32 protein-coding genes are annotated in these 22,474 nt (G+C 65.6%); 13 read left to right on the forward strand and 19 right to left on the reverse strand.

Features of this window, described 5'->3' with window-relative positions; translation table 11 throughout:
• Window positions 1-9: 9 nt before the first annotated feature.
• Together ACFVVM_RS28710 and ACFVVM_RS28715 are read right to left on the reverse strand one after the other, a co-directional pair.
• Window positions 10-510 carry a YbaB/EbfC family nucleoid-associated protein gene (locus ACFVVM_RS28710; RefSeq protein ID WP_387624599.1) on the reverse strand — a complete coding sequence of 167 codons (501 nt, stop codon included), beginning with the start codon at window positions 508-510 and terminating at the stop codon, window positions 10-12.
• A 16-nt stretch (window positions 511-526) separates the two neighbouring features.
• Window positions 527-853: a hypothetical protein gene (locus tag ACFVVM_RS28715; RefSeq protein WP_387624602.1), complete on the reverse strand. Its 327-nt coding sequence runs from the start codon at window positions 851-853 to the stop codon at window positions 527-529.
• 240 nt (window positions 854-1,093) lie between these two features.
• Between ACFVVM_RS28715 and ACFVVM_RS28720 the strand changes: the two genes are divergently transcribed.
• Together ACFVVM_RS28720 and dtd are read left to right on the forward strand one after the other, a co-directional pair.
• Window positions 1,094-2,593, forward strand: a complete 1,500-nt coding sequence (locus tag ACFVVM_RS28720; RefSeq protein ID WP_387624604.1) for a hypothetical protein — start codon at window positions 1,094-1,096, stop codon at window positions 2,591-2,593.
• 44 nt (window positions 2,594-2,637) lie between these two features.
• Window positions 2,638-3,081, forward strand: a complete 444-nt coding sequence (gene dtd, locus ACFVVM_RS28725) for a D-aminoacyl-tRNA deacylase (RefSeq protein ID WP_387624607.1) — start codon at window positions 2,638-2,640, stop codon at window positions 3,079-3,081.
• 22 nt (window positions 3,082-3,103) lie between these two features.
• Here dtd and map read toward each other — a convergent pair whose 3' ends face one another.
• The 9 genes from map to rpsH form a co-directional block, all read right to left on the reverse strand.
• The gene (gene map / locus ACFVVM_RS28730; RefSeq protein WP_387624610.1) at window positions 3,104-3,901 is read right to left on the reverse strand and encodes a type I methionyl aminopeptidase; all 798 of its coding nucleotides are present in this window, start codon (window positions 3,899-3,901) and stop codon (window positions 3,104-3,106) included.
• A gap of 25 nt (window positions 3,902-3,926) precedes the next feature.
• Window positions 3,927-4,472 carry an adenylate kinase gene (locus ACFVVM_RS28735; RefSeq protein ID WP_387624613.1) on the reverse strand — a complete coding sequence of 182 codons (546 nt, stop codon included), beginning with the start codon at window positions 4,470-4,472 and terminating at the stop codon, window positions 3,927-3,929.
• Window positions 4,469-5,791 (reverse strand): preprotein translocase subunit SecY, encoded by a 1,323-nt coding sequence (gene secY, locus ACFVVM_RS28740; RefSeq protein ID WP_387624616.1) that lies wholly within the window; start codon window positions 5,789-5,791, stop codon window positions 4,469-4,471. Before secY ends, ACFVVM_RS28735 begins: the two co-directional genes overlap by 4 nt.
• 169 nt (window positions 5,792-5,960) lie before the next feature.
• Window positions 5,961-6,404 carry a 50S ribosomal protein L15 gene (rplO, locus tag ACFVVM_RS28745; RefSeq protein WP_071926439.1) on the reverse strand — a complete coding sequence of 148 codons (444 nt, stop codon included), beginning with the start codon at window positions 6,402-6,404 and terminating at the stop codon, window positions 5,961-5,963.
• Between the two features lies 1 nt (window position 6,405).
• Entirely contained in the window at window positions 6,406-6,585 is a 180-nt protein-coding gene (gene rpmD, locus ACFVVM_RS28750) for a 50S ribosomal protein L30 (RefSeq protein ID WP_071931163.1), read from the reverse strand.
• Window position 6,586: 1 nt separating this feature from the next.
• The gene (rpsE, locus tag ACFVVM_RS28755; protein WP_071926438.1) at window positions 6,587-7,237 is read right to left on the reverse strand and encodes a 30S ribosomal protein S5; all 651 of its coding nucleotides are present in this window, start codon (window positions 7,235-7,237) and stop codon (window positions 6,587-6,589) included.
• Window positions 7,238-7,268: 31 nt separating this feature from the next.
• Window positions 7,269-7,676, reverse strand: a complete 408-nt coding sequence (rplR, locus tag ACFVVM_RS28760; protein ID WP_387624620.1) for a 50S ribosomal protein L18 — start codon at window positions 7,674-7,676, stop codon at window positions 7,269-7,271.
• A gap of 2 nt (window positions 7,677-7,678) precedes the next feature.
• On the reverse strand, window positions 7,679-8,218 hold the full coding sequence (gene rplF / locus ACFVVM_RS28765; protein ID WP_387624623.1) for a 50S ribosomal protein L6: 540 nt from the start codon (window positions 8,216-8,218) through the stop codon (window positions 7,679-7,681).
• A 13-nt stretch (window positions 8,219-8,231) separates the two neighbouring features.
• The gene (gene rpsH / locus ACFVVM_RS28770; protein WP_071926435.1) at window positions 8,232-8,630 is read right to left on the reverse strand and encodes a 30S ribosomal protein S8; all 399 of its coding nucleotides are present in this window, start codon (window positions 8,628-8,630) and stop codon (window positions 8,232-8,234) included.
• Between the two features lie 419 nt (window positions 8,631-9,049).
• Here rpsH and ACFVVM_RS28775 point away from each other — a divergent pair, with 419 nt between their 5' ends.
• Window positions 9,050-10,567: an alpha/beta hydrolase gene (locus ACFVVM_RS28775; protein WP_387624627.1), complete on the forward strand. Its 1,518-nt coding sequence runs from the start codon at window positions 9,050-9,052 to the stop codon at window positions 10,565-10,567.
• A gap of 26 nt (window positions 10,568-10,593) precedes the next feature.
• On the opposite strand, the gene ACFVVM_RS28780 is transcribed toward ACFVVM_RS28775, so the two are convergent.
• Window positions 10,594-10,854, reverse strand: coding sequence for a hypothetical protein (locus ACFVVM_RS28780; protein ID WP_387624630.1), 261 nt, complete (start codon window positions 10,852-10,854; stop codon window positions 10,594-10,596).
• A 163-nt stretch (window positions 10,855-11,017) separates the two neighbouring features.
• Between ACFVVM_RS28780 and ACFVVM_RS28785 the strand changes: the two genes are divergently transcribed.
• Complete coding sequence (locus tag ACFVVM_RS28785; RefSeq protein WP_387624633.1) at window positions 11,018-11,455, forward strand: hypothetical protein; 438 nt, start codon at window positions 11,018-11,020, stop codon at window positions 11,453-11,455.
• Between the two features lie 85 nt (window positions 11,456-11,540).
• On the opposite strand, the gene ACFVVM_RS28790 is transcribed toward ACFVVM_RS28785, so the two are convergent.
• The 6 genes from ACFVVM_RS28790 to ACFVVM_RS28815 all read right to left on the reverse strand — a co-directional run bounded on the left by ACFVVM_RS28790 (window position 11,541) and on the right by ACFVVM_RS28815 (window position 15,496).
• Window positions 11,541-11,726 carry a type Z 30S ribosomal protein S14 gene (locus tag ACFVVM_RS28790; RefSeq protein WP_056818387.1) on the reverse strand — a complete coding sequence of 62 codons (186 nt, stop codon included), beginning with the start codon at window positions 11,724-11,726 and terminating at the stop codon, window positions 11,541-11,543.
• Between the two features lie 4 nt (window positions 11,727-11,730).
• Window positions 11,731-12,294 (reverse strand): 50S ribosomal protein L5, encoded by a 564-nt coding sequence (gene rplE, locus ACFVVM_RS28795; protein ID WP_056818389.1) that lies wholly within the window; start codon window positions 12,292-12,294, stop codon window positions 11,731-11,733.
• A gap of 1 nt (window position 12,295) precedes the next feature.
• Window positions 12,296-12,613, reverse strand: a complete 318-nt coding sequence (rplX, locus tag ACFVVM_RS28800; protein ID WP_387624635.1) for a 50S ribosomal protein L24 — start codon at window positions 12,611-12,613, stop codon at window positions 12,296-12,298.
• A 2-nt stretch (window positions 12,614-12,615) separates the two neighbouring features.
• Entirely contained in the window at window positions 12,616-12,984 is a 369-nt protein-coding gene (gene rplN / locus ACFVVM_RS28805) for a 50S ribosomal protein L14 (protein WP_043647623.1), read from the reverse strand.
• 198 nt (window positions 12,985-13,182) lie between these two features.
• Window positions 13,183-13,491: a hypothetical protein gene (locus tag ACFVVM_RS28810; RefSeq protein ID WP_387624638.1), complete on the reverse strand. Its 309-nt coding sequence runs from the start codon at window positions 13,489-13,491 to the stop codon at window positions 13,183-13,185.
• A gap of 145 nt (window positions 13,492-13,636) precedes the next feature.
• On the reverse strand, window positions 13,637-15,496 hold the full coding sequence (locus tag ACFVVM_RS28815; protein ID WP_387624641.1) for an ABC transporter ATP-binding protein/permease: 1,860 nt from the start codon (window positions 15,494-15,496) through the stop codon (window positions 13,637-13,639).
• A gap of 322 nt (window positions 15,497-15,818) precedes the next feature.
• Here ACFVVM_RS28815 and ACFVVM_RS28820 point away from each other — a divergent pair, with 322 nt between their 5' ends.
• A complete protein-coding gene (locus ACFVVM_RS28820; RefSeq protein ID WP_387624644.1) occupies window positions 15,819-16,796 on the forward strand; it encodes an ABC transporter substrate-binding protein in 978 nt (325 codons plus the stop codon).
• A 43-nt stretch (window positions 16,797-16,839) separates the two neighbouring features.
• On the opposite strand, the gene ACFVVM_RS28825 is transcribed toward ACFVVM_RS28820, so the two are convergent.
• Window positions 16,840-17,586: a hypothetical protein gene (locus ACFVVM_RS28825; protein ID WP_387624647.1), complete on the reverse strand. Its 747-nt coding sequence runs from the start codon at window positions 17,584-17,586 to the stop codon at window positions 16,840-16,842.
• 248 nt (window positions 17,587-17,834) lie between these two features.
• Between ACFVVM_RS28825 and ACFVVM_RS28830 the strand changes: the two genes are divergently transcribed.
• The 8 genes from ACFVVM_RS28830 to ACFVVM_RS28865 all read left to right on the forward strand — a co-directional run bounded on the left by ACFVVM_RS28830 (window position 17,835) and on the right by ACFVVM_RS28865 (window position 22,467).
• Window positions 17,835-18,200: a toxin glutamine deamidase domain-containing protein gene (locus tag ACFVVM_RS28830; RefSeq protein ID WP_387624650.1), complete on the forward strand. Its 366-nt coding sequence runs from the start codon at window positions 17,835-17,837 to the stop codon at window positions 18,198-18,200.
• Between the two features lie 291 nt (window positions 18,201-18,491).
• Entirely contained in the window at window positions 18,492-19,010 is a 519-nt protein-coding gene (locus ACFVVM_RS28835; protein WP_387624652.1) for a hypothetical protein, read from the forward strand.
• A 116-nt stretch (window positions 19,011-19,126) separates the two neighbouring features.
• Window positions 19,127-19,588, forward strand: coding sequence for an SUKH-3 domain-containing protein (locus tag ACFVVM_RS28840; protein ID WP_387624654.1), 462 nt, complete (start codon window positions 19,127-19,129; stop codon window positions 19,586-19,588).
• Between the two features lie 43 nt (window positions 19,589-19,631).
• A complete protein-coding gene (locus ACFVVM_RS28845; protein WP_387624657.1) occupies window positions 19,632-19,949 on the forward strand; it encodes a hypothetical protein in 318 nt (105 codons plus the stop codon).
• A 47-nt stretch (window positions 19,950-19,996) separates the two neighbouring features.
• Complete coding sequence (locus ACFVVM_RS28850) at window positions 19,997-20,386, forward strand: hypothetical protein (RefSeq protein WP_387624659.1); 390 nt, start codon at window positions 19,997-19,999, stop codon at window positions 20,384-20,386.
• 359 nt (window positions 20,387-20,745) lie between these two features.
• Window positions 20,746-21,153 (forward strand): TNT domain-containing protein, encoded by a 408-nt coding sequence (locus ACFVVM_RS28855; RefSeq protein WP_387625055.1) that lies wholly within the window; start codon window positions 20,746-20,748, stop codon window positions 21,151-21,153.
• Window positions 21,150-21,434: a hypothetical protein gene (locus tag ACFVVM_RS28860; protein WP_387624662.1), complete on the forward strand. Its 285-nt coding sequence runs from the start codon at window positions 21,150-21,152 to the stop codon at window positions 21,432-21,434. Before ACFVVM_RS28855 ends, ACFVVM_RS28860 begins: the two co-directional genes overlap by 4 nt.
• Before the next feature lie 466 nt (window positions 21,435-21,900).
• Complete coding sequence (locus ACFVVM_RS28865; protein WP_387624665.1) at window positions 21,901-22,467, forward strand: DUF3558 domain-containing protein; 567 nt, start codon at window positions 21,901-21,903, stop codon at window positions 22,465-22,467.
• Window positions 22,468-22,474: the final 7 nt, after the last annotated feature.

Below are 22,474 nucleotides of genomic sequence, written 5' to 3' on the forward strand. Positions count from 1 at the left end.
TCCGCGAGTTCACCAGCTCGAGTCGGTTACCGAACCGCCTCGGTCGGGCTTCATGTCGACTGTCCCGGAGAATTCCATCGGCAGATCGTCAGCCGAATCCTGCTGGTGCACACGGGAATTCGGGGCCGTCGTGGGCGCCATCACCGGTTCCGGGGCACTGATGTCGGGAATGCCGGGCACCAGATCCGAGAGCTTCGGCATCCTCGCCCGCTGGTCGTTCAACGGTTCGAGCAGCTGGCTGGTCTTGCGCGCCATCTCCGCCGCAGCCTGCTGCGCCGCCTCGGTGACCGCCTTGGCGATCTCGGCGAGGGTGAGGTCCTCGATATCGGGGCCGAACTTCGTCTCGATCACCACGTTGTCGGCGTTCACCGTTACCGTGACCTGCCTGCGCACGGTGGCGCTGGCCATCATTTCGGCACGTTCCTGCTGCAATCGCGCGATGGTGCGCATTTGTTCCTGCACACCTTCGAGGATGTCGGCCATCTCGGCCTTTGCACGCTCGTTCGACATTTATCCGAATACCTTGTCAGCGAAGTCCGGCTTCGTTGTCGAGCTCCATGTTGTGAATGAACTCGGCCGATTTGGACTGCGATTCGGACATGTTGCCCAGCGAGGTGGCGATCGCGTCCCCGTTCTCGGTCAGCGCCTTGGCCGACTTGATGTAGCCACCCTTGCCATCTTCACCGTTGGCGAAAGTGGTACCGATCTTGTCGGAACCCCAGCAACCGTCGTTGCTGGCGACGACCCCACCCAGCGTCTCCAAGATCCCGGTGATCCGGTCTTGCGCGTGTCCGGTCTTGGCAGCAGCCCTGCGAAACAGGTGTTCGTCGAGCTCGACCTCATCGCTGGCCATCGCGACCCTCCTTCACCATCGGTGGCATACGTGGCAAGTATGCCACGCTAACGATCCGCATGCAGGGGACGAGAACGACCGGCCCACAGTAGAACTGACTACTGTGCACAACCACATTCGCACCTCGACCGCGCCGCCGCGTCAACTGTGGCAGACTCGGTGGATCAGTAACCGGGTCGCTGGCAACGACCACGCACGAACGATGATGGGGCTCAGGTTGACGTCGCGATGGAACTGCTCATGACCGATTTGAGCGGCCTCGAACGGCGCGTTGCGGCCGACCGCAGCCAGACCCGGAGCCAGACCCCCGAGGACTACCTACGGCTGGCCGGATCACTGACCGAGCTGGCGCAGGGACTACTCGCCACCAGGGACGACCCCTCCGGCCGGGACCGGACCGCGGAGTCCCTGGAACCCGCGCAGGAGGCGGTCGCGATCCGGCTGCACTGGCTGGTCGAGGGCTGGGTCAGCTACGAATACGCCGGTGCGCTGCAGGACGCGCTGCGCCTGTTCGAGCAGGCCACCAGGCTGGTCGGCCATCGTCAGCTGGCGACCAACACCATTCGCAGTGCCTGCTCGGCGTATCGGCAGGTGGCCCAGGACTACCCCGGTGTCTCGGCCATGTGCGCCGACGGCCTGTCCAAGTGTGGCGTCTGGCTGATGCGGCTCGATCACGACGCGGCGGTGGCGGCCACCGAATCGGCGGTGCGGATCCGGGCCGCGATGTACGCGCGCTCGCCCGAGCAGCCGGGCAAGTACCTGGCCAGTCTCAGTACCCTGCTGCGCACGATGATGGTCGGGCGCTCGCGCAAGCAGGCGATCGCGAGCTATCGCGCGTTGTACTCGGAGGTGACCTCGGCGGCCGCGACGGCACAGCTGCGCGAAACCCGGGTCGAGGAGCTGGATCTCACCCTCAAGACCACCCAGGCGCTGGTGAAGCTGGGCGCGACGACGCTGGAGCGGGCCGGGCGGCTGACCCAGCAGCAGATTCTGTACCAGTCGGGCGGCGACCTGGCCACCATCGACGAGATCAACTGGCGGCTCGCGCTGGTCGGGCTCAAGCCGCTGGCGGCGGGTGCCATGCCGGAACCGCCGTCGCGGCCGGTCGAGATCTCGGCGACCTACGGCGCGATCGCGGTGCGCTGTTCGGCGCCGGACGCGCTCGAACAGGTGCGCGCCGCCATCGTCGCCGCGTACGCCCGCGACGGTGCCGAGCCGGTCGACGCGGGACGGTTCGCCGGGGTGCACGAAAAGCACTGGGGCGTCAAGGAACCGGTCACCAACTCGGCGATCGATCTCGGTGCCGATGTGGTGCTCGTCGAGAAGGCGTCCGGCAGCTGGATTTCGGTGAAGAGCCTGAACTGGGAGATCGGCGCGCTCGCCAAACATCCCCTGGCGACCCGCCTTTCGGAGAAGTGGCCGGTGCTCACCGTCGCCACCATCGAGAACATCTCCTACGAGCTGTGCCTCTACGACAACGGCGTCGCCACCCAGTACGCGGCGCTGGGCCGTCCGGCCGGGCAGGCACCGCTGGACGCGCCACTGGCTCCGCTGGACTTCGCCACGCTGGCCGACTACGGCGCCGACTACGCCTCCGAGACCCAGGTGCGCGCCGCCTTCGGCAATGCCTCGATGTTCGCGAAGGTGACCGAACTCCCGGGCAGTGGCATCCGCCAGGCCGCGGAGAAGGGCCCGCTCACCGACTTCGGGGCCAACATCCTGTTCTTCGGCAAGGACTGACCCGGACCGGCGCCGGGCCACACCACCCGGCATGATCGGTGACTGTGCGAGTACTGCTGCAGCGGGTGACCAGCGCCCAGGTGAGTGTGGACGACGAGGTGGTCGGCGCGATCAACCCGGCGCAGGTGGGCAGTCCGCACGGCCTGCTCGCCCTGGTCGGCGCGACCCACACCGACACCGAGACCACCGCGAAAGCGCTGGCCGACAAGACCTGGCGACTACGCATCCTCGACGGCGAACGCTCGGCCGCCGATCTGAACGCCCCGATCCTGGTGGTCAGCCAGTTCACCCTCTACGCCAACACCGCCAAGGGCCGCCGCCCGTCCTGGAACGCCGCCGCCCCCGGCTCGCTCGCGGAACCGCTGGTCGACGCCTACGCCGCCGCGCTCCGCGAACTCGGCGCCACGGTGGCCACCGGCCGATTCGGCGCCCACATGCAGATCACCCTGACGAACGACGGCCCGGTCACCATCCTCTTGGAAGGCTGACCGGGCCGAAAGTTCGTGCGGACTACTCCGGGCGGAGCGTGAGAATGCGCGGACCGTCCTCGGTGACGGCCACGCTATGCTCCCAGTGCGCGGCACGAGTGCCGTCGGTGGTGACGACGGTCCAGTCGTCGTCGAGGGTCTTGGTCTCGGTGGTGCCGAGGGTGAGCATCGGCTCGATGGCCAGCACCGAACCGACCACCAGGCGCGGCCCCTTGCCGGGAGCGCCTTCGTTCGGCAGGAACGGATCCATGTGCATCTCGCGGCCGATGGCGTGACCGCCGTACCCGTCGACGATGCCGTAGGCACGACCGTGCGCGCTCTCGGCGGCGCGGGTGCCGAGCTCGATGGCGTGCGAGACATCTGTGAGACGGTTACCGGGCAGCATCGCCGCGATACCGGCCTCCATCGACAGCTTGGTCGCCTCGCTCAACAGCGCGTCGGCCTCGATGATGTTGCCGACGCCGAACGTCCACGCGGAATCGCCGTGCCAGCCGTCGAGGATGGCGCCACAGTCGATGGAGACGAGATCGCCCTCGGTGAGGATGTCCTTCGCCGAGGGGATCCCGTGGACCACCCGGTCGTTCACCGAAGAACAGATCGAGCCGGGGAAGCCGTGGTAGCCCTTGAACGACGGGACGGCGCCCGCGTCACGGATGACCTGCTCGGCGACCTCGTCCAGCTCCAGCGTCGACACGCCGGGCTTCGCCGCCGCGCGCACGGCGACGAGCGCCCGTCCGACGATCGCGCCGGCTGCCGCCATGGCATCCAGCTCGCCCGCCGAACGGAACGGCACGACCTTCTTCTTACGGTTGAAGACCATCCGGCCTCAGTACTCCGATCGGTGGTTACTGACCGAGGGCGGTAAGCGCCCGCGCGTTGACTTCGTCGACCTCACCGATGCCGTCGACGGTCACGACCAGACCATCGTAGTACTCGAGCAGCGGCTCGGTCTCCTCACGGTAGACCCGCAGCCGGTTGCGGATGACGTCCTCGGTGTCGTCGGCGCGCCCACGGGCGAGCATGCGCTCGACCACGGTGTCCTCGGCGACCACGAAACACAGCACGGCGTCGAGCGCGGTGCCGTTGTGCTCGAGGATCTTCTTCAGCGCGTCGGCCTGGTCGACCGTGCGCGGGTAGCCGTCGAGCACGAACCCGTTGGCCGCGTCGGGCTCGGCCACGCGGGCCTCGACCATGCGGTTGGTGACATCGCTCGGCACGAGGTCGCCGGCGTCCATGTACTTCTGTGCCTCGCGACCGAGAGCGGTCTGCTGGCTGATGTTCGCGCGGAAGAGGTCTCCGGTGGAGATGTGCGGAACGCCCAGCTTCTCCGACAGCAGAACGGCCTGAGTACCTTTACCGGCACCGGGCGGCCCGAGCAGAACAACTCTCACTTGAGGAACCCTTCGTAATTTCGATTCATCAGCTGGCTCTCGATCTGCTTGACCGTGTCGAGACCGACGCTGACCATGATGAGCACCGCGGTACCGCCGAACGGCATGTTCGCCACCGCACCCGAATTACCCATGTCGAGGAACACGTTCGGGAGCACGGCGACCGCGCCGAGGTAGAGCGAGCCAGGCAGGGTGATGCGGCTCAGGACGTAGTTGAGATAGTCGGCGGTCGGCTTGCCGGGACGGTAGCCCGGAATGAAGCCGCCGAACTTCTTCATCTCATCCGCGCGTTCCTCCGGGTTGAAGGTGATCGCGACGTAGAAGTAGGTGAAGAAAACGATCAGACCGAAGTAGATGGCGATGTACACCGGGTTCGACGGGTTCACCAGGTACTTCTGGATGATCTCCTGCCACCAGCTCGGATCCGTCGTGGTACTCGACGAGGTCAGCTGAGCGATCAGGTTGGGCAGGTAGAGCAGCGAGGACGCGAAGATCACCGGGATGACGCCGGCCTGGTTGACCTTCAGCGGCAGGTAGGTCGACGAGCCGCCGTACATCTTGCGGCCGACCACCCGCTTGGCGTACTGCACCGGGATCCGGCGCTGACCCTGCTCGACGAAGATCACCGCGATGATGATCGCCAGCACACCGACACACACGAGGCCGAAGACCATGCCGCCGCGGGTGTCGAGGATCTGCTTGCCGTCGAGCGGGATGCGCGCGGCGATACCGGCGAAGATGAGCAGCGACATGCCGTTGCCGACACCGCGCTCGGTGATCTGCTCGCCGAACCACATGACCAGCGCGGCACCGGCGGTCATCACCAGCACGATGATGACCATGCCGAAGATGCTGGTGTCGGCGAGGATGTCCTGTTGGCAGCCCTGCAGCAGCTGACCACGCGCGGCCAGCGCGACGAGGCCGGTGGCCTGCAGGACCGCGAGCGCGATCGACAGGTACCGGGTGTACTGCGTCATCTTGGTCTGGCCGGCTTGGCCTTCCTTGCGCAGCTCCTCGAAGCGCGGGATGACGACGGTCAGCAGCTGGATGATGATGCTCGCGGTGATGTACGGCATGATGCCGATCGCGAACACCGACAGCTGCAGCAGCGCACCACCGGAGAAGAGGTTGATGAGCTGGTAGATACCGGCGTTCTCACCGCCGGAGACCAGCTTCACGCAGTCTTGGACCGCGCGGTAATCGACGCCGGGGGACGGCAGCGCGGCACCCAACCGGTACAGCGCGATCAACCCCAGCGTGAAGAGAATCTTCCGCCGTAAGTCCGGAGTCCGGAAGGCCGATACGAAGGCGGAAAGCACAAATCCTCCTGGCGAACGACATGGTCATGCCATGCGGCTTAACCCCATAGCGGGTAGTGCGGAAACGTCAGCCGATGACGGGCTTGGCAGACAACACTTGGTGAGACTCTAACAGTGACACCGGACGAGCTCTCGACTCGTCCGGTGTCCGCTGTTGACTACAGTACCGTCAGGCCAGTTCGGTGACGGTGCCACCGGCGGCGGCGATCTTCTCCTTGGCGGAGCCGGTCACCTTGTCGGCGGTCACCTGGACCGCGACACCGATCTCGCCGTCGCCGAGAACCTTGACCAGCTCGTTCTTGCGAACGGCGCCGGCCGCGACGAGCTCGGCCTTACCGACCGTGCCGCCCTCGGGGAACAGCTCGGCGATGCGACCCACATTCACGACCTGGTACTCGACCCGGAAGCGATTGGTGAAGCCCTTCAGCTTCGGCAGTCGCATGTGCAGCGGCATCTGGCCACCCTCGAACGCCGCGGGGACGTTCTTGCGCGCCTTGGTGCCCTTGGTACCACGACCGGCGGTCTTGCCCTTGGAACCCTCACCGCGACCCACACGGGTCTTCTCGGTCTTGGAACCCGGAGCGGGACGCAGGTGGTGCAATTTGATGGTCATGTCAGACCTCCTCAACTGTTACGAGGTGGCGCACGACGTTGATCAGACCGCGGTTCTGAGCGTTGTCCTCACGAACCACCGACTGGCGGATCTTCCGCAGGCCGAGGGTCCGCAGGCTGTCGCGCTGGTTCGCCTTGGCGCCGATCGTGCTCTTGATCTGGGTCACCTTGAGATCTGCCATGTCAGGCTCCCTGTCCCGCCCGCGCACGCAGCATGCCCGCCGGAGCGACATCCTCGATGGGGAGACCACGACGCGCGGCAACCTCTTCGGGACGCTGGAGCAGCTTGAGCGCGGCAACCGTCGCGTGAACGACGTTGATCGCATTGTCGCTACCGAGCGACTTGGCCAGAATGTCGTGAATACCGGCGCATTCGAGCACGGCACGCGCCGCGCCACCGGCGATCACACCGGTACCGGGCGAAGCCGGACGCAGCATGACGACACCGGCCGCCGCCTCACCCTGAACCGGGTGGGTGATGGTCGAGCCGATCATCGGGACGCGGAAGAAGCTCTTGCGAGCCTCCTCGACACCCTTCTGGATGGCCGCGGGAACTTCCTTGGCCTTGCCGTAGCCGACGCCGACCAGACCGTTGCCGTCACCGACGATCACGAGGGCGGTGAAGCTGAAGCGACGACCACCCTTCACGACCTTGGAGACGCGGTTGATCGCGACCACGCGCTCGAGCTGGTTCTTCTCGGCAGCGTTGTCCCGACGGTCGCCGCCACCGCGACGATCGCCGCCGCCGCGACGGTTGCCCTCGGGGCCACCGCTGCTGTTGGTGTTCTGTCCGGCGGGTCCGTTGCCGCCGTCACGCCGCTGACGTCCCGGCATCAGACGTTCCTTCCGTTCGAAATAACAGTCATCAGAACTTCAACCCGCCTTCACGAGCGGCATCGGCCAGCGCCGCGATACGGCCGTGGTAGTCGTGACCACCACGGTCGAACACGACGGTGTCGATGCCCGCGGCCTTGGCGCGCTCGGCGATCAGCTGACCGACCTTGGCACCCTTGGCGGACTTGTCGCCCTCCAGCGCGCGCACGTCGGCCTCGATCGAGGACGCGGCGGCGATGGTCTTGCCGACCGAATCGTCGACGAGCTGAGCGTGCAGGTGCCGCGAGGAGCGGTTGACCACCAGGCGCGGACGCGTGGTGGTGCCTTCGACCTTCTTGCGCAGACGGAAGTGACGGCGAGTCTTCGACAGACGACGCTTCGTCGATGCGTCCTTGCCCAGCGGAATCCGCTTGGCCTTCTGGTTTGCAGTTTGCGCCATGATCACTTACCCGTCTTTCCGACCTTGCGGCGAACGACCTCGCCGGCGTAGCGGATGCCCTTGCCCTTGTACGGGTCGGGCTTACGCAGTCCGTGGATCACAGCGGAGATCTGGCCGACCTTCTGCTTGTCGATACCGGACACAGAGAACTTGGTGGGCGACTCCACCGCGAAGGTGATGCCTTCCGGGGCCTCGATCGGGACCGGGTGGCTGTAGCCGAGGGCGAACTCGAGGTTCGAGCCCTTGGCGGCAACGCGGTAACCGACGCCGAAGATTTCCATCTTCTTCTCGTAGCCCTTGGTGACACCCTCGATCATGTTGGCGATCAGGGTGCGGGACAGGCCGTGCAGCGAACGGTTGGCGCGCTCGTCGTTGGGACGGGCCACCTCCAGCTCGTTGCCTTCACCCTTGGTGACGGTGATCGGCTCGGCCACGGTGTGCGACAGGGTGCCCTTGGGCCCCTTCACGGTGACGACCTGGCCGTCGATCGTGATATCGACGCCGGCCGGAATCTCGACGGGCTTCTTACCAATACGCGACATTAGTAGTCCTCCCTTACCAGACGTAGGCGAGGACTTCGCCGCCCACGCCCTGCTTGGCCGCCTGACGGTCGGTGAGCAGACCGGTCGACGTGGAAATGATCGCCACGCCGAGGCCGCCGAGGACCTTGGGCAGGTTGGTGGACTTCGCGTACACACGCAGACCCGGCTTCGAGACGCGACGCAGGCCCTGCAGGCTGCGCTCACGGCTGGGGCCGTACTTCAGATCGACGACGAGGGACTTGCCCACGGTCGCGTCCTCGGTGCGGTAATCGGCGATGTAACCCTCGCGCTTGAGGATCTCGGCGATGTTCACCTTGATCTTCGAGTGGGGAGCCTTCACCTGATCGTGGTACGCCGAGTTGGCGTTGCGCAGACGTGTCAAGAAGTCCGCGATCGGATCAGTCATGGTCATGGTTAGACCTCGACACCTTTCTCGCTGCGGTTCCCATGCAGCACCGGCGCGTTCTCACGCACCGGCCGTGGGCCTACAACAATTCGGCTGGTCCGGTCGGCACTTACCGACCGGATGAGTTCTCGTTACGAGCTCTCGGTGCCCGGACCGTCCGCCCGCCCGCGCATCACTGCGAGGCGTCGGCGGACACAGATGTGCCCAGGCAACCGCTCTAGTGTAGACAACCCCGTGGTCACGCCAAAATCGGGGTCGATCGCCCGAGCCGCGTTCCTGTGAATCCTGTTCGGCACCTTGCCTTTTGCGATCGTGAGCCTGGCTATCGATGTGGTAGCTTCGCGGGGTTCGTCGGATCCGTACGGGAGGCTCGGCAGTTGTATTCGCGCACTACGCGCCGTGGAACTCGCCGCAGCCTGACCAGCGTGTTCGCGGTCCTGCTCGGCGTCGGCGCACTGGTCATCGGCTCGCCCGCGCCCGCGACGGCCGCGCCCGATCCGCACCTCGATCAGCTCGCCGATGCCGCCGACACCCCGGCCCTGAGCTGGGCGGATTGTTCGGAGGGCTTCTCCTGCGCCATGGCAAGGGTGCCACTCGACTACCACCACCCGCGCGACGCCCAGATCGACCTGGCGGTGATCAAGTTGCCCGCCACCGACCCGGATCGCCGGATCGGCACCCTGTTCGTCAACTTCGGCGGCCCCGGCCCGTCCGGCGTCGACCGGCTCAGAGAGCGGGCGCAGTGGCCGTGGCTGTTCTCCGCGGAGCTGCGCGCCCGGTTCGACCTGGTGTCCTGGGACCCGCGTTCGGTCGCCCGCAGCGCCCCCACCAGCTGTTTCTCCTCGCCGGAAGAGCAGTCCGAGTACCTGGCGAGCTTCCCCGGCATCCCGACCGATCCACGAGACGAACCGGAGTTCTTCGCCCGCTCCGCCGACATCGCCGCGCGCTGCGGAGAGCACGCGGGCCCGATCCTGAACCACGCCTCCACCGCCAACACCGCCCGCGACCTCGATCTGTTGCGCCGCGCGGTGGGCGACGACGCCCTGACCTACCACGGCATCTCCTACGGCACCCAGCTCGGCGCGATCTACGCCAACATGTTCCCCGGCCGGGTGCGAGCGATGGCGTTCGACGGTTCGCTGGATTTCGCGGGCAATGTCAGCGGTGACCTGCCGCTGGACACCAGGCAGGGCGTGGCCGACGCCATGGCCGAGACCTTCGAGGCGTTCCTGCGCGACTGCGCGGCCGCCGGCCCCCGCTGCGCCTTCGGCGAGGGTGATCCGAAGCTCAAGTGGATCGCCGTCGCCGAACGAGCCCGGATCGCGCCCATCGTCGTCGATGGCGAACCGCTGACCTACCAGCAGATCGTCACCGCGGCGGGCAGCCTGGCCCGGCCCGAGTTCTATCCCGACCTGGCCGCCCTGCTGCAGAAGCTGTTCAACGCCGCCACCGCGCTGCCACCCGCTCTTGTCCCCGACGCCGACTTCCCCGAGGAACCCGTCGACAATCGCGTCGAGGCGTTCTATTCCATCCAGTGCGCCGACAGCGCCGTCCCCACCGACCCCGCCGTCTACAGCCGGGTCGCGGCCATCGAGGACGTGCGCGTGCCCTGGTTCGGCCGCACCGCCGTCTTCAACGCCACCCCCTGCGCCTTCTGGCCGGCATCCGACGCCGACCGCTACACCGGCCCGTGGAATCGCCCGACCGCCGCCCCGATCCTGGTCCTGAACAGCAGATTCGACCCGGCCACTCCCCTGCACGGCGCCTACGCGGGTGCCGCCCAGCTGGCCGACGCCCGGGTAGTGGTGGTGGAGGGTGCCGGCCACAGCACGATGTACGTGGCCAGCACCTGCGCCGAACGCGTCAAGCGCGACTACCTGTTCACCGGCGAACTGCCACCCGAGGGCACCGGCTGCGACATCGACCGGTCACCGTTCGACTGATCGACGTCAGCGGAGCACGCGACGGTTTACACGAACAGGCAGAGCAGGTCGTACAGCGGCGGCTTCTCCACACTGCCGGTGGAGAACAACAACTGCGCGATCGGCGAGCAGATCAGCGCCGTCTCCGACGACCCCGACCCACCCTTCGACGAGCCCAGCTGTGCCGACCCGGACTCGGCAATGGGTGCGGCCACGACGGGGGCGGTCGCGACGGGAGCGGCAGAGGCGACAGCGGGCGCCCCGAGAAGCGCACAGGACATGACTGCGGCGGTGACGATCTTCTTCATCCGCACAGCGAACACCACACCCCACCCGCCAGGGAGTGAAATGCAAACATTTCATCCAATACGTGGAAAACCCCGTCGAAACCACCTGCGCACACGCGCCGCTCGTAACTCTGTCGGAGGGCGAACCTAGTCTTCGAGGACACGAATCACGAGGGGGATCCACATGACCTACGACGACTGCAGCTGGCATTCGGATACGACATCGGAGCTGGGCCTCGACGGCGACGCGGCCGCCACCCACATCGGCATGTTCTACGCCTGGGCCGTCGCCAACAACCTGCACTCACCGACCATGGCCATCTGGGGAGAACCCGGGGAACGGACCCGACCGGAGTTGGCGGCCCTGTTCAACCGCACCAAAACCCCCGGCCGCTACCTCCTCGACCACTGCTGCGGCGAACTGAACCTCAGCGACCTCAACCCCCGCGGCCAAGCCTTCACCGCCGCCGCCTACCCGCAGTACCTCCGCGCCTACGGGTACATCCCCGAGATCGCCCGCCACGAAACGATCTACCACGCCCCGGACACCTGGGACACCTACGAAGCCGTCGCACCCCTGCTCGACGAGGCATGGGCGGAGTGGCGACACCACACCGCCTGAACGCACGAAGACACGGACTTCCGTCGGAAGTCCGTGTCTTCGTGGGGTATTCGCCTAGGCGGCAGCGCTCACGAGGAGCGCGGGCTCACCAGGAGCTCTTGTGCACGCCCGGCAGCTCGCCGCGGTGGGCCATCTCGCGAACGCAGATGCGGCACAGGCCGAACTTGCGGTAGACCGCGTGCGGGCGACCGCAACGCTGGCAGCGGGTGTAGGCGCGGACCGCGAACTTCGGCTTGGCCTCGGCCTTGATGCGCAGTGCTTTCTTAGCCATGTGCTCAGTTCTCCTTGAACGGGAAGCCGAGGTGCTTCAGCAGCGCGCGGCCTTCTTCGTTGTTGGTCGCCGTGGTCACCACGGTGATGTCCATACCGCGCGGGCGGTCGATGGAATCCACGTCGATCTCGTGGAACATCGACTGCTCGCTGAGGCCGAACGTGTAGTTGCCGTTGCCGTCGAACTGCTTCGGCGACAGGCCGCGGAAGTCGCGGATACGCGGCAGCGCGATGGAGACCAGGCGGTCGAGGAACTCCCACATGCGGTCGCCACGGAGGGTGACCTTGGCGCCGATCGGCATGCCCTCACGGAGCTTGAACTGCGCGATCGACTTGGTGGCCTTGCGGATCTCCGGCTTCTGGCCGGTGATCAGCTCGAGGTCCTTGACGGCACCGTTGATCAGCTTCGCGTCACGGGCGGCGTCACCGACACCCATGTTCACGACGACCTTGACGACGCCCGGGATCTGCATCACGTTGGCGTACTCGAACTCGCCGTTCAGCGCGTCCTTGATCTCGGCGCGGTAGCGCGCCTTCAGCCGGGGCTGAGTCTGCTCAGAGGTGGTCATGTCAGATGTCCTTCCCGTTCTTACGGGAGATCCGAACCCGCTTGCCGGTCTCTTCGTCGGTGCGGTAGCCGATGCGAGTCGGGTTACCATCGGAGTCGACGACCATGACGTTGGAAACCTGGATGGGGGCTTCCTGGGTCACGATGCCACCCGAGGACGCACCACGCTGGTTCGTCGAGTTCGCGGTGTGCTTCTTGATCCGGTTCACGCCTTCGACGAGAACCTTGCCGGTCGCCGGGTAGGCCTGAATGACCTTGCCCTTGGCGCCCTTGTCCTTGCCCGAGATGACGAGGACGGTGTCACCCTTGTGCACCTTCATGGTCAGAGCACCTCCGGGGCCAGCGAAACGATCTTCATGAAGCGCTTGTCGCGCAGCTCACGGCCGACGGGGCCGAAGATGCGGGTGCCGCGAGGATCGTTGTCCGGCTTGATCAGCACGGCAGCGTTCTCGTCGAACTTGATGTAGGAACCGTCCGGACGGCGGCGCTCCTTGACGGTGCGCACGACGACAGCCTTGACGACGTCGCCCTTCTTGACGTTCGCGCCGGGGATGGCGTCCTTGACGGTGGCGACGATGATGTCACCGATACCGGCATAGCGACGCGACGAGCCACCGAGCACGCGGATGCAAAGGATTTCCTTCGCTCCGGTGTTGTCGGCGACGCGCAGTCGCGACTCCTGCTGAATCACTTCAGCACCTCCTGGACCTGGATGTATACGTACGCCGGATTGCCGACCCGACGCACATGGTCAGTCACCCTCCGGACGCGCGCCTGCCAGCGGTTTTTCACGACCACTGGGGGTTCACTGCCGGATTGCGGACGCAGAGCTACCGCAGGCAACCGGTCTAGTGTAGGTGAACCCCCAGGTCATCCCAAATCGGGGGTCCTACCCGAACGGGAACTCACCGGGCGGGGCGTCCACTTCCTTCAGCACCACCCAGTCGGCCGGGAACTCGCCGAACGATCCATCCGCCCGTGAGCGGACGAAGGTCACATCGATGTGCGTATCGACGGACAATCCCTCGATCGCCGCCAACGAGATCTCGTGCCACCGCCCGTCCGGACCGGCGACCGTCCCGTGCAGCGAGCCGTCGAACTCCCTCCGCCACCGCGCCAGAGACCTCGCGCCGGGCTCGTCGGGCATCGCAGCACGCGCCGCCGCACTGTATTCGGACAGAACTGCGACGATCCGCATCCGCGTCATCGAAGGCCCCCTCGGATGATCCGCAGGCCGCCCCTGATTCCCCGGCCTGATCCACACCAGTGTGCCTGCGAGGGCTGCCGGTCGCCAGAGGCACTGCCGTGTGCCCGGCGACAGGTTGTCGCCGGGCACACTTCGATCAGGCGTTGATCGGCGCGAGGTTCCAGGCGCCTTCGCCCTCGAGTTCCAGGCGCTGGGTGTGGTGCTGGTCGACGGTGCTGCGGTGGGCGACGCTGACCAGGATCGTGTCGGCGGCCTCGGTGCGGATCAGGTCGTAGAGCGAGTACTCGAGACCCTCGTCCACCGCGGAGGTTGCCTCGTCGAGGAACACGGCCTTCGGCTTGATCAACAGGATGCGGGCGAACGCCAGTCGCTGCTGCTCACCCGGGGACAGGATCTTCGCCCAGTCGGCTTCCTCGTCGAGCCGGTTGACCAGGTGGCCGAGGTGGACCTTGGTGAGCGCTTCGCGCAGGGCGTCGTCGCCGAGATCGTCGGGCTGGGCCGGGTAGGCGACCGCGGTGCGCAGGTCGCCGAGCGGCAGGTACGGGATCTGCGAGAGGAACAGGCTCTCGGTGCCGCCCGGCCTGCCGAACTCGCCGTCGACATACGGCCACATCTCGGCCAGCGCGCGCAGCAGCGTGGTCTTGCCACTGCCGGAACGCCCCTTGATGACCAGTGCGTCGCCTGCGGTCAGGTTCAGGTTCAGGTCGTCGATGAGGCCCGTGCCGTCCGGGGTCCGCACGCCGATCTTGTCGAGCGAGACCGCGTCGGCGAGGTCGACCGTGGTGATCTTGGCCAGGTCGCGGGACTGCTCGCTCGCGATCAACAGGCCGTCGAGCCGGATCAGTGAGGCGCGGTAGGCGGCGAAGTCGTCGTAGGCCTCACGGAAGAACGACAGCGAATCGTGGATGGCGCGGAAGGCCGAGGCCGTCTGCGTCATGCCGCCGAGTGACACCGACCCGTCGAAGAAGCGCGGCGCCTGGATGAGCAGCGGGAAGATCTCCGCGGTCTGGTTGACCGACAGGTTCCAGCCGAGGAACTTCACGTTCCGGAAGACCAACTGCCAGTAGGTGCTGATCACCGCGGCGAATCGAGCGAGCAGACCGCGACGCTCGACCCCTTCACCGTTGTAGAAAGCGACGTTCTCGGCGTTGTCCCGCAGGCGAACCAGCGCGTAGCGGAAGTTGGCCGTCACGCGTTCGTAGAGGAAGTTCAGGCGGATCAGCGGGCGGCCGATCCAGAACGCGATGATGGTGGTGACGAGCACGAACATCAGCAGGATGAACATCATCGCGCGGGGGATCTCCACGCCGAGCAGCGTCAGCGGCCCGGACAGGTCCCACAGGATCTGGGTGAACGAGACCACCGAGACGACCGCGCTCACCGCGCCGATCGACAACGTCCGTGACGACTGGACGAAGCTGGTGATGTCCATCTGGATACGCTGATCCGGGTTGTCGATGGTGTCATCGATGAAGCGGCCCCGGTAGTAGGCCCGGCCCTGCAGGTAGTCGGTGGTGACGTGCTCGGTCAACCACAGGCGCCACCGGATGTCGAAGGCCTCGCCGAGGAAGAAGTTCGTCAACGCGCGCACGACATGGATGGTCGCCAGGATGGCGAACAGCACGACCGCGTTCCAGAAGGCGGACTTGGCCTCCTCCAGCGTGGCCGTATCCCCTTGCGACAGAGCCGATCCGCCGACCTGCAACGCGGTGTAGAGATCGTTGCCCTGATAGCTGAACAGCACGTTCATCCGAACGGTGAACAGTGCCATCAGCAGCAGCACGCCGTAGAACGCGATGGTCTTCCACGCGTCCGGGCCCTTGAAGAATCCGCCACTGATGCGCCAGAACTGGCGACCCCAGTTGGTGAACCGCAGCAGCAGCGCGACGATGACCGTGAACACGACCACGGTGATCGAGAACGCGATCACCAGCCATTTCAGGGTTTCTACAACCTCGTTCGCCCAGTCCCTAGATGTTTCCACCGAGCTCCTCATCACCTGCCGCGTGCCGAAATTCGGCGAAGTCTAACCCGGCGGAGGCCGGTTCGCCGGGCGTGCGTATCCAGGGAGGCCGCAGCGGCTTACCGAAAGGTTCAGTTCTTCGCGGCGAAGTCGGAGTCGAGGACGAAAAGTCCGGCGATGGCGCCGGACGATCGGTAGGACACCCGGCCGGTCACGGTTCCGGCTACCCAGACTAGCTCCGACTCAGGGGAAGTCGACCTGATCGATGCCGGTCCGGCGAGCTTGTTGCCAAGATGCACATCACTGCGGGTCGGGGAGGTTAGCCTTGGCTGATTCGACCCCCGGAGGAGACATCATGACGCCTGTTCGCACCGCACGGATGTGGCGACGAGCGGCGGTCGCCGTGCTGGCAGGAGCACTCGCCGTCGGCCTGACCGCGTGCGGCTCCACCGAGGACACCGAGACGAGTGGCGAGGCGGTCACCATTGCCCATGCCAAGGGCGAGACGACGGTGAACGGGACCCCGGAGAAGATCGTCGCGCTGGGTAACCAGTGGCTCGACACCACCTTGGCGCTCGGCGTCGTGCCCGTCGGCCACATCGACAATGTCGCCGCGGTGTCCAAGACCATCCCGCCGTGGGAACCCGAGAGCGTCAACCAGTCCAAGGCGCTCAGCACCACGGGCAATGTCGCCGAGCAGGTGGCCGCGCTCGAGCCGGACCTGATCCTGGTCGACCCGTTCATCGCCGATCAGAAGACCTACGACGAACTGTCCAAGATCGCCCCGACGCTGCCCGCGCTCACCGCCGATGCCGTGACGCCGTGGCAGGAGCAGGTCACCGCACTGGGCAAGGTGCTGCGCAAGGAGTCCGACGCGGACGCGGTGATCAAGAAGGTCGACGACAAGATCGCTGGCATCGCCGCGGCCAACCCCGGCCTGGCGGGCAAGACCTTCGCCAGCACCTGGCTGGCCAGCCCGTCCCAGCTGATGGTGCTCACCGACCCGAACGACGGTTCGGCCAAGGTCTTCGCCCAGCTCGGCATGACGATCCCCGCAAACCTCACCGCCCAACCGTCCAACCAGGGCCGCCTCGCCCTGTCCCCCGAGCGCGTCGACGAACTCACCGCCGACCTCCTGCTCGCCGGCTACTCCCCCGGCATGGACGAGAAATACCGCCAGCTCCCGGGCTACTCCGACCTCCCCGCCGTCAAGAAGGACGCGGTCATCTTCCTGACCACCCAGGAGATCAGCGCCGTCAACCAGCCCACCGCCCTCTCCGTCCCCTACATCCTCGACAAACTCGACCCCTATCTGGTCGCCGCGGCCAAATAGCCCGCCAGCGAACTTCGCCGCCGGTGCGCGTGCGCCGTCCGGCTCAGCGCCGAACTTGTTTCGCTCGGCGGACTCGGGTGTTGATGATGTCGGCGATCACGTCGGCGTCGGTGGTGGGGATCAGGAGGTTGGTGGCGCGGTGGCCGGTGTTGATTCTGATCGCGCGGTCGCCGGTGGGGTACCAGGGGTAGCCGCTCGCCGAGATGAACCATGGGTGGGCTCGGTGGTCGGCGGTGAGTGTGATCGGATGTGCCGCTGCGATTTCGGTGTAGGGGATCGATTCGGTTGTCCGGTCCAGCTGGGTGTTGCCGTCGATGTGCAGGACCTGGATACGGTCTGCCATCGCGACGGTTGTCACCTGCCGGACTCGGCCCAGGCGTGGGATGAAGTCCGTCAGGAAGGCCGTCTGTCTGGCGAGCAGGACCTCCTGGTCGATCGCGCCCAGCTCGGGAACGAGTGGGCGCAGCATCCGTTTCGATGCGAACCCCGCGGTAAGGGCGGCGGCCAAGGACAGCCCGAGTCCACCGGGGACCAACAGCGCAGCCGACAACCCGGGCCCGCCGACCATGACGTCAGCACCGAGACCGGCGCCGACTCCAACCGCCACCTGCAAGAGCCCGAAACCGAGTGCGGACAGCGTCCACCGCGACCAATTCCGCAAACCCCGGCGTCGCAACCACACCACCCCGGCGACACCCGGCACCGCGGCACCGCCCACAGCGGCGAGCAACACCACCGGATGGCCGGACGGTATCCCGGCCAGGTACCCGCACCCCGCCACAATGATCAACGGAATCACCACAAACGCCAGACGAAGCAGCCACTTCGCCTGCCCCCAGCGGCCCTGCAACGCAGGTACGTCCGCCGGTCGTCCGACATACGGCACCTCAGCAGGTAGCAAGCTCACCACACCGATCCCCCACTCTTTGATACGCACAACCCGGCCGCGACGGATCCCGCGGCCTCCGCGCTGGTCGAGAAGACACCGAAGCGCTCACCAGTCGGTGCATAGATCGTGACGACGATATCGGGGCGGGCATGCCGAGCCGACAGCTCGCCTCGGTCGAACGGATCAGGTGGGTGGCGAGTCGATGCGGCGTGCTCGATTCGTTCACGGCCGAGAAATCGGTCCTGCTGGCCGCCCAGCAGGCCGCGGAGCCGGTGAGCGTGTGGTCGGCCGATGGGCTGGTCCGAGCGTCCGGCACGGTCGCCGGTGTCTTGAATGACGGTGGCACAGAAGTGGATGGCCGGGACAACAATTGCCTCGACTGTGCGTTGTCCGCTATCTCCTCGTTCTTCGGAGTCCCGCGAATCGCCGTACCACGCTGGCCGGATGGCACTCCTGTCGCCGAGGGTGAATCCGACGGCGGTAACCGCGCTACCAACTGGCTCGGTAGAGGCTGAGAGCAGTTCGCCGACGTCTCGCTCGACCAGCAGTACCGTGCGCTGCACGATCTGGTGAACAGCCTCGGACCAGAATCCGCGGCCGTCGTCGGCACGCAGTGGCATGCGACGACGGATCCCCGGTCATCGAGGGAGGCCATGCGACGGTGATCGTCTACCCACCGGGCGCGGAAGGTCCGGTGTGGTGGGATCCGCAGACATCCGAAACGTCCGACTCTCCGCCCGCCTCCCTCCTGGACGACGCCGCGGAGATGATCTTCATCCCGATCGACGCCAACGAAGGGCCCGACAATGCCGGAACCGGTATACAATCTGGAGCAGGCCGAACAACTGCTGGCGCGAATCCTGGGCCCGGACACAACGCTGTCCCTGCTGGAGAGCCGCCACGGTTGGGTGGCCCGACCGATCACGGAATCAGCAGCCAACTCGATGGGGACGGCGGCCTACGTGATCGACAAGAAGACAGGAGTGGTCACCCGCCATCCGAGCTTGTCGCTGACGACGATCGGGAACCGGTACGACCAGGCGATAGCGAACGGTCTGAAACCACCTGGGCGACGGATCCACCCACCCCAACACCGGATCCAGCTGACTCTGACCAGCGAGGAACAGACGGCGGTCGAGTACCGAGTCCTGGTGAAGGCACTGGACCCACCGACAGAGTCGGAGGCCGCGCACCAACTGCGGATCACCAAGAACCCGCTCCACTGTCAACCGACCGACAGCGCGTCGGCGACGGCCACGGACTGGGCGGTCCGTCAGTTCCAGACGACGGGAGAGTGGCCCCGACACGGGACAATCGAGCTGTAGCCGCAGATCAAGAGAACAGTTCGCCCTCCGCTCGGACATACAGCACGCCAAGTGGGTAGAGGCATGCCGGGGAGACAAGTACTTGTTGGGACTTCTAGGGATTGGATGGTGAAGTGATGCAGTATGATTGGCCATCACCGTTGACCGAGCGAACGTTGACGGAATGCGGATGGAGTCCCGACCGACGGGTTGACATGAGCTCCACCATCCGCACACTGGAGTCGATTGGCTACCATTTCTCACCGGAGTCCGTCGACATCCTGAGTAATTTCGGCGGATTGTGGATATATCCACCAGAAATCGAATCAGCTCAATGGGCAGGCGACCCTGTCCAGTTCGATCCGATGGACCCGTTCGAGGGCCTGCCCGAGCAGTATTTCAGCCTTCAAGAAAGGCTTGGTCAGACTCTGTCACCACTCGGGCGCAGCGGAGGCGAGATGGGATATTCCATCTTGGCGGATGGGCGTCTCATCGGAGACTGGACTGCCGGGGTTCTCGTTCTCGGAAATACTTTCACCGAGGGTATGGATCTCATTGTTCGCCGATACCGCCAGCCCGAATGGCTTGTCAAGTACTGACGTCAAACGCCGACCTTATCGCACCGCCAATGGAGGTACGCAGATGCCGGAGCCAATCCTCACCAGGGAACAGGCCAATCTGTCGCTGGCCAAGGTCTTCGGCCAGGGTCGGGAGTTTCTGACGATCGAGACCCGGCACGGCTGGGTAGCTCAGGCGATCCTGTCCTCGACCGAGCTCGCGGCCGGGATGGGACTCGGCCTGGGAAACTACGTGCTGAACAAGCACACCGGGGTGATCACAGCGCACCGGAGTCTGCCGCCGGATCTGATCGGGGAAGAGTTCGACCAAGCGATCGAAGCGGGCAGACCGGTCCCCGGCGCGCAAGTACATCCACCTCTGCGCTCGATACATCAAACATAGTCGTCACCGACGGAAAGAACACGCGAGGCGCGAGAAGGCTGATAATCGTGAAACTTCTTCCGTATTTCATCGAGGATCCCCGGCCGGGAAAGGGAAATTGGGAAGAGGTCAGCTTGGCGGATCGGGTCGGCCTGTTGGCCCACGAGTTTCGTGAGCCCCTGTCGCGCTATCTGTTGGATTGCCAGTCACTGGTTTCGACCCAATCGATGGCGGACCCCCTCGATCCGGCGCGCGACCACGGCGTTCCAACCGGCTTGTCCAGCGACGGAATATGGGTCTGGCCTACCTACTGGGGCTATTTCGTCAAGGAGTACGGCATCGAGGTTCCCGTCGAGTTCATCGAGCACGCGAAGTCTCGCGGCTTTCAGCCGGTCCTGCTCGATGAGGATGCGCTGGATCGGGTCGATGACGCGCTCGAAGCGATACTGTCCGACTGACCTGGACACGACAGGGGTTCACCGTGGATTTCCATGAGCTAGATGTCATTCTACGAGGGCTGGGGGTCCCCGAATCCGTCGCTTCGGTCGGCAGACTTCGCGATGACCACTTCTGCCTGGTTCCGGGCGACGGCGGCACCTTCGAAGCATTCTGGTACGAACGTGGCGGCAAGCACGATCTCTGTGTCTACGACAACGAGCCATCGGCCTGCTTCGGATTTCTCGGGCTGATCGGCGGCGGCCTGGACGGGAAACAACCACTCGCACCGGGGCACGGCACAGCGGGATCGGTGGGTGGCGCGCCGATCACCAGCCCGGCCGTCCAGGCGCTGTTCGATGATGGTGACGTGTTCGGCGGGGTGCGGGAATCCCAGTGGGCACGAGAGTATGTCGCTCCGGAAGACCTGGGTGCATCGGCGGGTCGCAGGCTTCTCCGCTGGCCTGACCAAACGCTGCACCCCAGCGGGTTCGCTACTCCCACGAGCCGTCTGCCCGGACGACTCGAGCCCGGACGGATCATGGATTCGTTCGGAACCACTTTCACGCGACTGCTCTACGACATCGGCACGCCTTTCGGTGCGCGCTCGCTGCCGATCGACTACGCGGAATCGGGCTACCGTCAGTGGCGGGTGCTCACGCCGACTCCGGTGTGGACCGGCCCGGTCGCACCATGGTTCGGCAGGCCGGGTGGCGGAATCCAATACTTCACCGTGATGCCCGTCGTCGACCTGGTGGGCGCCGGATTCATCGAGGAGATCGCACAGTGACCAGAAGCGAGGGCATCTTCTCCCAGGATCCGAGTGGCCAGCTCGCGTGGTTCTCCCACGTGGACGCACCGCGGTCACTGATCTCGGAAGGTGAACTGCGCGAGCAGAGTTGGTGCCTGATTCAAGCCGGTGACGGTTGGTGGGACGTCTTCTACTACGAGCACGGCACCCGCACCGACAACATCGGCCGCGCCAAGTCCCGTCTCGCCGCCCTCCGACTCTTGGGCGGAAGATTGCTCTACACCGATATTCTCAACCGAGCGACTCTGAACAAACCTTGAGTGAGCCAGAGCCACCACTGATCGCCACGGAGCAAGTGCAGGAATACGTGGCGGAGAATTCCCGAATCAAGCCTTCACGTGGTCACACTCAGGCACGGATGGGTGTGCCGACCGGGTCGACAAAACAGAGGCCGGCGAGATTGCCCGGGCGTTCCTCGGAAGCGAGGGGTTCGGTTTACTCGAATTCGAGGCAAGCTGGCGGATCGTAACCACCGCGACGTATCGAGTCCGGCTACGACGACGTCAGACCGCAAGGGGTTCGCCGTGACTGCGACGCCGAGGACGCGCCCGGCTGAGATGTCCGTCTTTCCGAGGCGGCGTCATCGAGGTCGGTCACTGTGCCGTGGTGGCTTGTTCGGTGGGATGGTTGGATAGGGGTGGGTGATTGGGTGGAACCGGTTGGGGGTGGGGTGCGTCTAAGTTTGTAGTGGCGGAGAGCTGCTGGGTCCGACCAGGTAGGAGTGTTGTGCGAAGCGTTGCGGTGATGCGGGCTGTGGTCTGCGGGGCGATTGCGGCGGGGGCGCTGGCCGGGTGTGGGGAGTCTGTCGATGGGTCGGCGGGGGCTACGACGACGGTGCGGGATCTGGACACTATCGAGGTGTTCAATCCGTGTCGGGGGGCGTTGTCGGATGAGGTGCTGACCAGTGTGGGGCTTGATCCGGCGACGAAGGGGGTGCTGACCGATCCGCCGACCGGTGTCTCGTCGTGGCGGGTGTGCAACTGGATACCCCTCGACGATCGATACGGGTCAGGTCGGCGCACGGTGGGCGTGTTCTCCACGAGTCACACGCTCACAGAAGCCAGGGAAAAGGAGAGCGCGGTAGTGGTCCGCGAGACCACCGTCAACTCCCGCACCGCCCTGGTATCCAAGGAGAAGGACGATCCCGACGCCTGCTACGTGTCGTTCGAGGCCGAGCAGGGCATGTTCGAAGTGCGCACCTCATGGTTGAGCTCAGAAGGTCCCCGAGTCGGTGACCTCTGCGAGATGTCAGAGAAGTACGCCGCCGCGCTCGAGCCACACCTGCCGAAGTAGAGAGAAG

The sequence above is a fragment of the Nocardia sp. NPDC058176 genome (assembly GCF_042883805.1).
Lineage (GTDB): Bacteria > Actinomycetota > Actinomycetes > Mycobacteriales > Mycobacteriaceae > Nocardia.